We start from the raw sequence: 8,978 nt of genomic DNA, 5'->3' as shown, positions 1-8,978 counted from the left end.
CACCGCGGATACTCCTCATCGCGTCTATGAGCCGGTCCAGGGTGCGGGCGTTCCAGGCGGACAGTGAAAGGTCGAACGGCCCCAACGGTTCGAGCGCACCGGTGCGTAACCGCACGACCTCCCATCCCGTGGAACGCAGAGCGCGATCCTTGCGGCGGTCGGCCAGCTCCCGCTTTCCGACGTGCTCGAGTCCGTGCCGACCGATCGTGTCGTACTCGACGGCGACGCGGAGCTCGGCGAAAACGAAGTCCGGCCACACCTCGAGATGCTGGAAGAACGGTTTCGCGACCCGCACGGCGTTGAACCCCTGGTCCAGCGACAGGCGCTCGCGCAGGTCGGAGCGGATGCGATCCTCGACGGCCGAGGCCCGAGCGGGAGCGCACGAAGAGGCGAAGGCCGTGCCCACGGGCACGTCGGGGGTCTTCTCGCAGAGTGGCGGCGCGGCCGGTCGGTGCCGCGGTCGCAGGACCGCGGCGGCCGTGACGGCCGGGGCATCGACCGACGCCCGCATCGGCAGTGCCACCGTCCGCCGGGGATTCGCCTGCTCGCTGCACTCGGGGCACCACGCGCTGCGGCGGCGCTCCCGACCCGGGCGATGCCGTTGCTCGTCGGGCGTCGCCGCGAACCGGTGCCCTGCGTCGCACTGCCACAGCAGGAGGACGTCGGCCGCGGGCGGCACCTGGCTGAGCGCGATCCCCGCGTTGAGGTCGGGGTGGTACTGGCGGATGAGCGCGGGGTACGCCGCCCACGCGTCGCGATAGGCCCCCACGGCATAGGGCACGTCGAGCCCCTTCGACCACTGTCGTCGGGCCCACCAGCTCTGCACGCGTTCTGCCACGGCGGTGACGCTAGCGTCGACCTCCGACATCGCTTCGCCCGCTTCGCGCCCGTGGCCGGTAAGGAACAGTGATCCCCGCCGCGCCCCTAGAGCCTCAGCGCGAGAGCGTTCGCCGTCAGGCCGGCGGCCGTACCGCACAACATGATCGTGTCCCCGGGCCCGATCCGTCTCTCGTCGAGACTCGTCGCGAGCATGAACGGCACCGAGGACGAGACCATGTTGCCGAATTCCTCGACGCGATCGACATAGGCGTTCTTCGAGATGCCGATCCTCCGCATCGCGAGACCGAGCGCTCTGCTCGCCTGGTGCGGCACGATGAGGTCGAACTCGTCGAGGCCGATGCCGACCCGGTCGGAGAACCGGGCGAAGAAGTCGGGCAGAACGGCCAGCATGCCCAGGAGCGCCCGCCGACCGTCCATGGCGAACAGATAGTCGGAGGGGTCGCCGTCGGCGTACGACTGGGCAGGATGAAGCGACAGCCCGCCGCGGAGCTCGGTGTCGTGCGCGTGCGCGGGCCACGTCTGCTGCAGGCTGCCGAGCACTCCGGGCGTGTCGGCCTCATCGTCGCCGAGGGCTTCGCGGGTCAGCACGACCGCGGCCGCGGCGTCGGAGAAGAGCTCGAAACTCTCGCGGTGGCCGGGGTCGAGGAATCGGGATCCGACATCGCCCGAGACGATGAGCACGCGCTCGTAGTCGCCCGCGGCGAGGTAGCGGGATGCGATGTCCACCGCGGTGATGAAGCTCGTGCAGGTCGAGTTGACGTCGAAGGCGGCGGCGCGGGCGTGCGGGGCGATGCGTTCCATGACCAGTGCCGCCGTGCAGGGGATCGGCTGCACACCGGCCGCGCAGGCGGCGATCACGCAGTCGACGTCGTCGGCGCGGAGCCCCGCTCGTCCGAGGGCCTGTTCTGCCGCCGCGGCGAGCATGTCGAGCTGCGTCCCGTCGTCGGGGATGCGGTAGCGCGTCTGTCCGCCGAACGTGACCACGCGATCCGGGAGGAAGGTCCCCCACCCCGTCAACCGGCACGGCCGCACCGCACGCTTCTGTTCGCTGAATGGATGCTTCCGCATCTTTGCCCCCCTCGTGCTCACAACAGGTTGCGCCCGACCGGATGGCGATCGTGGCTGAAGAGAAGTCGCAGCCCGTCCTGCTCGGCCGCCAGCAGCAGCCGCGCGGTCTCCCGCTGTCGGCCCATGTCGTGGCTGACGCGCCGGGGCAGGGCGCGGATGCGGTGCTCTGCGCCGAGCAGGTCGCGCCCCCACGCGGCGTCCCCGGCGAGCAGAACCTCGTGCTCGATCAGCGCGCCGAGATGGCCTCGAGCGTGCCCCGGCAGGTCGACGAGCAGATAGGACCCGTCGCCGAAGAGGTCCGCGGTGCGGAGCCCGTGCGGACCGGGCGTGAATGCGGGCGACGGCAGCACCGTCGCCGACTCGAACCACGGGGGCAGCAGGCGTCGGAGCAGCCCGTCGCGGAGCCGTGGTCGCTCGAGGGTGCGTCGCATCCCCTCGCTGACGACGAACGTCGCGTGCGGAAAAAAGCGGACGCCGCCGAGGTGGTCCGGATGCAGGTGCGAGAGGACGACGTGCGTGACGGAGGCGGGGTCGAGCTGCTCGGCGATCGTGTCGCCTGCTGCCACGCGGGGCGGGAGCATCCGCCGGTACGCCCATCCGCCGAGTCCGGCGCGCCACGGTTCGGGCGCGTACCCGGTGTCGAAGAGCACGTGTCGGGTGCCGGAGCGGTAGAGGAACGCTCCAGCCGGGAAGACACGCCGCTCCCGCGGTGCGCCGCGCAGCAATCGGCGCAGGTCGTGGGTGGTCTCGCCGCACGCAAAATAGCGGAGCTCAGCCACGCGCGTACCCCGCGAGGCTCTCGTCGAGCGAGACCGCGGGCCGATAACCGAGCAGATCGCGTGCGCGCGAGATGTCGAGGGTCTGGGAATGGGCGATCGTCGTGACGGTGTAGCGCGTCACGGGCGGCTCGGGATGCCCGGGAAGCAGCTCGCACACCGCCTCGAGCACCGCTGCGACACCGTACGCGGCCGCGGTCGGCACCCGCCGGTACCGCGGTTCGAGCCCCAGTCCGTCGAGCACCTGTTCGAGCACCGCGCGGAACGGCCGAGGATCGCCGTTCGTGATGTTGAACGCCTGACCGTGCACGCCGGGTACCTCGGCCGCGAGCCGCGCCGCGAGCGCGACGTTCTCGACCGCCGTGAGGTCGACGAGTCCTCGTCCACCGCGCATCAGGGGGATGCCGAACCGTTCACGCACGTGCAGGATCCGGGGCACGAGGCTGGGGTCGCCGCGACCGATGATGCCGCGGGGGCGGAGGATCACGATCTCCGGCCGCGGACCCTCCGCGGCGGCGCTCTGCAGCAGGGCCTCGGCCTCGAGCTTCGACCGGATGTAGTTGTTCATCGGATGCCGCGGGTCGACGTCGCCCTCGCGGATGCCGAGGCGATCACGGGGGGCGGCGTAGATCCCCGGGGAGGAGATGTGCACGAGTCGCCGCGCTCCGGCGCGTCGGGCGAACTCCAGGGCGCGGGCGGTGCCGGTCACGTTGGCATGCTCGAACTGGGCCCAGCGACCCCACGGCGAGGAAAGGGCCGCGCAGTGCACGACCACGTCGACCGTGCGGCCGGGGTTCGCGCGGGCGAGGTCGTCGAGGTCGCCGACGAAGGTCTCTCCCGCCGGCAGTGCCGCGGCGTTGCGACCCGACGCGATCACGTCGTACCCGTGGGCGCGCAGGTCGCGCACGACGTACCCGCCGAGGAACCCGCTCGCGCCCGTGACGAGTGCCGTCTCGCCGCGGGGTTCGACACCGCTCGTCTCGCCCCCCGCTGCCGGCTCTTTCATCCGGCCGAGTCTAGGGCCGTCGGTCCCTATGCTTCGGGATATGCGGATCGCCCTGGTGACGGATTACTACCTGCCCACGCTCGGCGGCGTGCAGACCGCGGTCAAGTCGCTGCGCGAATCGCTGACCCGGGCGGGGCACGAGGTGACGGTGTTCTGCCCGCTGCTGCGGGCGAGCGAGGATCCGTCGATCGTCGCGCTGCCCGCCTCGCCGGTGTTCCGACCGGACGGCTATCCGTTCACCTGGCCACCGCGCGGCGCGAGGGAGCTGTTGCGTCGGGAACTGGCCGAGCGGCGCGTCGATGTGGTGCACACGCACTCCGAGATGTTCGCCGCCCTCGCGGGGGTGCGCGCGGCTCGCGATCTGGGTCTGCCGGTCGTCCACACCATGCACGGCCGCGTGGACGTGTACACGACGAGCGTGCTTCCTCTCCCCCGCGTCACGGTCCCCCTGCTCGCCGCCCTGCACGCGGCCCAGATCAGCCATCGCGGTCTGCGCGTGCGCGCCGACGCGCCGTACACCGCCACGTCGCCGGCGAGGAGGATGTGGCGCCTCATGCTCGCCCAGTCGCGCGCGAGCGACCACGTGATCGTCCCGTCGACGCACTTCGCCCGGAAGCTCACCCGGCAGGGAGTCGAGACGCCGGTGACGGTCGTACCGAACGGTCTCGAGCAGAGCGTGCTCGACCGGATCGGCGCACCTCTCGAGCGGAGGCTCACCCGCGCAGACACCCTGCGCCTGCTGTGGGTCGGGCGGCTGTCACCCGAGAAACGCCCCGCGGTGATCGCCGACGCGGCGCGATCCTTCGGGCCGGATGTCTCGGTGGATGTCTATGGCGACGGTCTGTCGCGACGGTCGATCGAGCGGATGGACGCGCCGCTCACCCTGCACGGGTCGGTGTCGCAGCAGGAGGTGCTCGATGCGATGCGGGCGAGCCACCTGCTGGTGTCGACCTCGTACGACTTCGACAATCAACCGATGGTGATGCTCGAGGCAGCGGCATCCGGTCTTCCCGTGCTCCTGTGCGATCCGGACCTCGGCGAGGTCATCCCGCCGGGCGGGGGGTTCGTGGCCGATACTCCGGATGCCGAGGGCATCACCGCCCTCGTGGCGAGGCTGCGGAGTCGACCCGAGGCGATCACGGCCGCGAGCGCGGCGATGATCCGCGGACGCGACCGGATCGGGCAGCGGGTCGACCCCGTGATCGCGGTCTACGAATCCGCGATGAGTTCCGTGTCGTAGGGCGGGTGGGACTTGAACCCACGATCGTCGGGTTATGAGCCCGCTGCCTTGACCAGCTTGGCCACCGCCCCCAGCGATGACGAGCCTACCGGCATCCGGTTGTCCACACCGCGCTCCACGCGAGGCGCGCGACGTGCGGGCGCTCGCGCGCGGGCGGGATGTGAGGGCGAGAGCCTCAGTTCACGCGCGGCTTCGCACGCTTCCCGTCCGCGGTCACCTGCGGGTGGTGCTTGGTCAGCTGGATGACGCCCCACGTCGCGATCGCGCCGGCGATGACGAAGCCGATGAGCGCCCAGGCCGGAGCCGTCGACGCCTCACCGAGCACCAACAGGCCGATGAGCACCGCGACGATCGGGTCGATCACGGTCAGGCCCGCGATGACGAGGTCGGGCGGGCCGACCGAGTACGCGGTCTGCACGAAGTACGCGCCGACCGCGACGGCCGCGAGCAGGGCGATCAGGCACAGCAGGGTCAGCCACTCGAAATTGCCCGCCTGGGCCCGGCTGATGACGACCTTGGCCAGCGTTGCGACGAAGCCATAGATGACGCCCGCGGCCATGATGTAGAACAGCGCCTGCGCCCGGCGGCGGACGAGGATCCAGAAGACCCCGAACACGATCACGACCACGGCCAGGATGCCGAGGATGACCAGCAGTTCCCGCTCGGTGATCACGTGCTCGGTGGCGAAGAACGCCGCGATCGTGACGAACACCAGGATCCCGCCGACGCACAGCCCGATCGCGATGAGGGACTGTCGCGTGGGTTTGTGCCGCGAGACGCGGGCGTTCAGCACGGTCGTGATGACCAGGGCGATCGCCCCGAGCGGCTGCACGAGGATGAGCGGCGCCACCGACAGGGCCGAGAGCTGACACACGATCGCCAAGCCGAGCATGAGGGTTCCGGCCACCCACGACGGTCGGGTCAGCAGCGAGGTGAGCTGCGAGCGGGAGAGGCCCCCGGTGGTCTTGCCGCCCGAGAGGCGCTCGACCTTCTGCACGCCGCGGTGCTGGTACTGCGCGCCGAACGACATGAACACGGCACCGAGCAGGGCCAGGGGGATGCCGAGCAGGATGCGCGGGTCGCGGAAGACGCCGACGAGCTGGTCGATTCCGTCGCTGAGGGTGGCATCGAGCGGAGTCACCCCTCGACGATAACCGCACGCCCGCTGGATAGGCTGGTGACGTGGCCGTACTCCCGATCCGCATCATGGGCGATCCCGTGCTGCACGCTCCCGCCGCCCGCGTCGACGAGATCACCGACGAGGTGCGCCAGCTCGTCGCCGACATGTTCGAGACGATGGACGCCGCTCCCGGCGTCGGTCTCGCCGCCCCGCAGGTGGGCGTGGGTCTGCGCATCTTCACCTACACGTACGAGGACGACGAGGGTCAGCCGTGGCGCGGCGTCGTCATCAACCCCGAGCTGTGGATCCGCCCGCTCGAGCCCGGCTACCCCGACCCGGACGAAGAGAGCGAGGGGTGCCTGTCGTTCCCCGGCGAGCGCTTCGCGCTGCGGCGTTCCGAGGCGGCGCTGCTGACGGGCACCGATCTCGAGGGTCACGCGGTGCGCCTCGAGGTGACGGGATGGCGCGCGCGGATCCTGCAGCACGAGTTCGACCACCTCGACGGCGTGCTGTACGTCGATCGTCTGGACGACGAGGATGCGCGAATCGTGGCCAAGATCGCGAAGAAGCGCAAGTGGGGCAAGCCCGGAGCCTCGTGGATGCCGGGTGTCGACGACATCGACGCGTGAGCGTCGTCACGGGTGCGGCGCCGGGGGCGCGGCATCCGGAACCGTGGTCGTTCAGCCCTCGATGATGTTCGGGGCAAAGCGGCAGTAGTAGTCGGTGATGGGTCCGTCGGACTCGCGGATGCCGACCCCGTACGCCTCGTCGTCGACGACCCACGACCCCAGCACCGGGTGGTTGCTCCCCCGCGCGCCGGGGAAGTCGGGCAGCTCGTGGTACTGCTGCCAGACGCGTTCGCGTCCGAGGCCCTCGCGTCGGTACTCCTGCCCGTTCGAGGTGACGGTGCCGTCGGCGCGATGGACGCGGATGCCGTCGCCCTCGCGGCCGAAGACGGGTTTGACCACGAAGTCGGTCATGCCGTTCGGACCGTCGGCGAAGGCCGGCAGCAGGTTGGGGTGTCCCGGGTACAGGCGCCAGAGGGCGACGAGCAGGAGTTTGTTGGACAGCAGCATCTTCCACGCCGGCTCGTACCAGTGGCCGAAGAGTCCGCGGCCGGCGATGAGCAGCGCGCCGAACTCCTGGTCGCCGGTGACCCGGTCCTCCCCCGAGACGAGGTCCTCCCAGGGGTAGAGCTTGAAGAGGTTGCGGATGACGGGGAACTGCGTGCCCGGCTCGTCGCCGGGCAGGGCGGCGATGCTGCGGGACGATCCCCACGGCTCGGGGACGCCGACGAACTGACGGGCTCCGTGGTGCCAGCCGATGTCCTTCATCTCGATGCCGGTGTGCTCCCACCCGGCCTCGGCGGCGAGGTCGCGCATGTACGCCACGGTGTCCCAGTCCTCGCCGTAGGTGTCGGCATCCGAGTGGGCCACGAACAGACGTCCACCCTCGCCCTCGGTCAGCGAGCGGTGCAGCAGGTCGCGCCACCGGGCGACCAGGGCTTCGTGCAGACCGTTCCACTGGTCGGTGCCGGCCGGCACGGCGCCGCTCGCGATACGGTCCTGCAGCCACATCCACTGCGTCACGGACGCTTCGATGAGACCGGTGGGGGTGTCGGCGTTGTACTCGAGCATCTTAGCCGGTGACCCGTCCCCGGCGTAGGCCAGGTCGAAGCGCGCGTAGACGTCGGGTTCGGCCTGCTCCAGCGACCACTGCGCGAACTCGAACGCCCGCGGGGGCAGCCCGAGGGTGCCGAGTTCGCCCGTGGCGAGGTATCGCGCCGCTTCGCGGCTCATGCGGTGCAGCTCTTCGGTCTCGCGCTCGAGCTGCTCGACCTCGGGCAGGGTGAAGACGTAGGCGGCGCCGTCGTTCCAGTACTCGACCGCCGAGCCGTCGTCGCGGACGGAGCGGGAGTAGATCAGACCCGACTGCTTGATCGTGCGCTCCCAGTCGGGGCGCGGGTCCATCTCGATCCGGTGCATCAGCCGCCGAAGCCTCCGCCCGAACCCGACCCGCCGAAGCCGCCGCGCGAGACGCTGTCGCCGCTGCTCGAGATGCCCTTCGCCGCGGTGCGACCGGACGGCAACGTGTCGGTTCCGCCCGACACGGGCTGGCCGACCGCGGGGACCGTCCGGCTGCTGGCGCCCAGCGGGAGGAAGTACCACCCGGCTCCCCCGCCGTGGTTGTTGCAGTCGTCGTCGGGCAGGCGTTTCTCGGTGGCGTTGTCGCGGCAGATCTGCGCGTAGTCCTCCGAGACGTTCGTCCCTTGCCCGCAGCCGGTGAGGGTCGCGGCGAGGGCGGCGACCACGCCGACGGTGACGGTGCGGGAGGCACGGCGGCGCGCGTGCGGATGCATGGGGGTTCTCCTCGGGGATGCCGGGGCGGCACGTCCTGCCGATGTTCTCACAGTCACGCTGACCGACGACCCATATCGGACGCGTCGGCGCAAGCCCCTCATGCGTGTATCCCCCGGTGCTTTCATGAGCGCATGTGGCAGATCGCCGGGCTTCCCGCCCATCCCTTGCTGGTGCACGCCGTGGTCGTGCTCATTCCCCTGGCGGCGCTGATGGTCGTCGTCGGCAGTGTCTGGCCGGCAGCGCGTCGCCGGCTCGGCATCCTCACCCCGATCGTCGCGCTCGTGGCGCTGGTGTTCGTGCCGCTGGCGAAGGAGGCCGGAGAAGCCCTTGAGCGTCAGGTGCCGGAATCGGCCGTCCTCGAGCGGCACACCGAGCTCGGCGACCAGCTCCTGCCGTGGGCGATCGGCCTGTTCGTCGTCGCCGCGGGGCAGTGGCTGTGGTTCCGGTTGCGGGAGCGTCGGGGTGAGCGGCGTTCCGCTCCCGGCCGCTCGCGTGTGCTGACGCTCGTGATCGCCGTGGTGGCGATCGTGGTGTCGGTGGGCACCACCGTCTCGGTCGTCCAGGTGGG

The 8,978-nt window shown here is 70.8% G+C and carries 10 protein-coding genes and 1 tRNA gene; 3 read left to right on the top strand and 8 right to left on the bottom strand.

What is annotated here, in order from left to right:
* The 4 genes from QZ433_RS06755 to QZ433_RS06740 all read right to left on the bottom strand — a co-directional run.
* Positions 1-838 (bottom strand): zinc-ribbon domain-containing protein (locus QZ433_RS06755; RefSeq protein WP_295781031.1); only part of this gene is annotated, 838 nt, incomplete at its 3' end.
* Between the two features lie 86 nt (positions 839-924).
* Positions 925-1,908, bottom strand: a complete 984-nt coding sequence (locus QZ433_RS06750) for a 3-oxoacyl-[acyl-carrier-protein] synthase III C-terminal domain-containing protein (protein ID WP_295781028.1) — start codon at positions 1,906-1,908, stop codon at positions 925-927.
* Positions 1,909-1,925: 17 nt separating this feature from the next.
* Complete coding sequence (locus QZ433_RS06745) at positions 1,926-2,687, bottom strand: MBL fold metallo-hydrolase (RefSeq protein WP_295781024.1); 762 nt, start codon at positions 2,685-2,687, stop codon at positions 1,926-1,928.
* The gene (locus tag QZ433_RS06740; protein ID WP_295781020.1) at positions 2,680-3,690 is read right to left on the bottom strand and encodes an NAD(P)-dependent oxidoreductase; all 1,011 of its coding nucleotides are present in this window, start codon (positions 3,688-3,690) and stop codon (positions 2,680-2,682) included. Before QZ433_RS06740 ends, QZ433_RS06745 begins: the two co-directional genes overlap by 8 nt.
* 40 nt (positions 3,691-3,730) lie before the next feature.
* On the opposite strand from QZ433_RS06740, the gene QZ433_RS06735 reads away from it, so the two are divergent.
* Positions 3,731-4,930 (top strand): glycosyltransferase, encoded by a 1,200-nt coding sequence (locus QZ433_RS06735; RefSeq protein ID WP_295781019.1) that lies wholly within the window; start codon positions 3,731-3,733, stop codon positions 4,928-4,930.
* Here QZ433_RS06735 and QZ433_RS06730 read toward each other — a convergent pair.
* Both QZ433_RS06730 and QZ433_RS06725 read right to left on the bottom strand, forming a co-directional pair.
* Positions 4,928-5,001 (bottom strand) — tRNA-Ile (locus QZ433_RS06730). The two genes, QZ433_RS06735 and QZ433_RS06730, sit on opposite strands and share 3 nt — an antisense overlap.
* 104 nt (positions 5,002-5,105) lie before the next feature.
* Positions 5,106-6,071 carry a DMT family transporter gene (locus tag QZ433_RS06725; RefSeq protein ID WP_295781016.1) on the bottom strand — a complete coding sequence of 322 codons (966 nt, stop codon included), beginning with the start codon at positions 6,069-6,071 and terminating at the stop codon, positions 5,106-5,108.
* Positions 6,072-6,112: 41 nt separating this feature from the next.
* Here QZ433_RS06725 and def point away from each other — a divergent pair, with 41 nt between their 5' ends.
* On the top strand, positions 6,113-6,679 hold the full coding sequence (gene def, locus QZ433_RS06720; RefSeq protein ID WP_295781014.1) for a peptide deformylase: 567 nt from the start codon (positions 6,113-6,115) through the stop codon (positions 6,677-6,679).
* A gap of 51 nt (positions 6,680-6,730) precedes the next feature.
* Here the strand turns inward: def and QZ433_RS06715 are convergent, their stop codons facing one another.
* Both QZ433_RS06715 and QZ433_RS06710 read right to left on the bottom strand, forming a co-directional pair.
* Positions 6,731-8,035: a glutathionylspermidine synthase family protein gene (locus tag QZ433_RS06715; RefSeq protein ID WP_295781011.1), complete on the bottom strand. Its 1,305-nt coding sequence runs from the start codon at positions 8,033-8,035 to the stop codon at positions 6,731-6,733.
* Positions 8,035-8,409 carry a tRNA-dihydrouridine synthase gene (locus tag QZ433_RS06710; RefSeq protein ID WP_295781009.1) on the bottom strand — a complete coding sequence of 125 codons (375 nt, stop codon included), beginning with the start codon at positions 8,407-8,409 and terminating at the stop codon, positions 8,035-8,037. Before QZ433_RS06710 ends, QZ433_RS06715 begins: the two co-directional genes overlap by 1 nt.
* Before the next feature lie 132 nt (positions 8,410-8,541).
* Between QZ433_RS06710 and QZ433_RS06705 the strand changes: the two genes are divergently transcribed.
* Positions 8,542-8,978 (top strand): DUF2231 domain-containing protein (locus QZ433_RS06705; RefSeq protein WP_295781006.1); only part of this gene is annotated, 437 nt, incomplete at its 3' end.

The sequence above is a fragment of the uncultured Microbacterium sp. genome, assembly GCF_913776565.1.
In the GTDB taxonomy this organism is placed as follows: Bacteria; Actinomycetota; Actinomycetes; order Actinomycetales; family Microbacteriaceae; genus Microbacterium.
The sequence above is the reverse complement of the archived record's forward strand: the minus strand, read 5'-3'. Positions and strand labels throughout refer to the sequence as shown.

Bases quoted from the DNA above. Each gene is read 5' to 3' on its own strand.
- QZ433_RS06750 (WP_295781028.1), bottom strand. From the start codon at position 1,908: ATGCGGAAGCATCCATTCAGCGAACAGAAGCGTGCGGTGCGGCCGTGC.
- QZ433_RS06740 (WP_295781020.1), bottom strand. From the start codon at position 3,690: ATGAAAGAGCCGGCAGCGGGGGGCGAGACGAGCGGTGTCGAACCCCGC.
- QZ433_RS06735 (WP_295781019.1), top strand. From the start codon at position 3,731: ATGCGGATCGCCCTGGTGACGGATTACTACCTGCCCACGCTCGGCGGC.
- QZ433_RS06715 (WP_295781011.1), bottom strand. From the start codon at position 8,035: ATGCACCGGATCGAGATGGACCCGCGCCCCGACTGGGAGCGCACGATC.
- QZ433_RS06710 (WP_295781009.1), bottom strand. From the start codon at position 8,409: ATGCATCCGCACGCGCGCCGCCGTGCCTCCCGCACCGTCACCGTCGGC.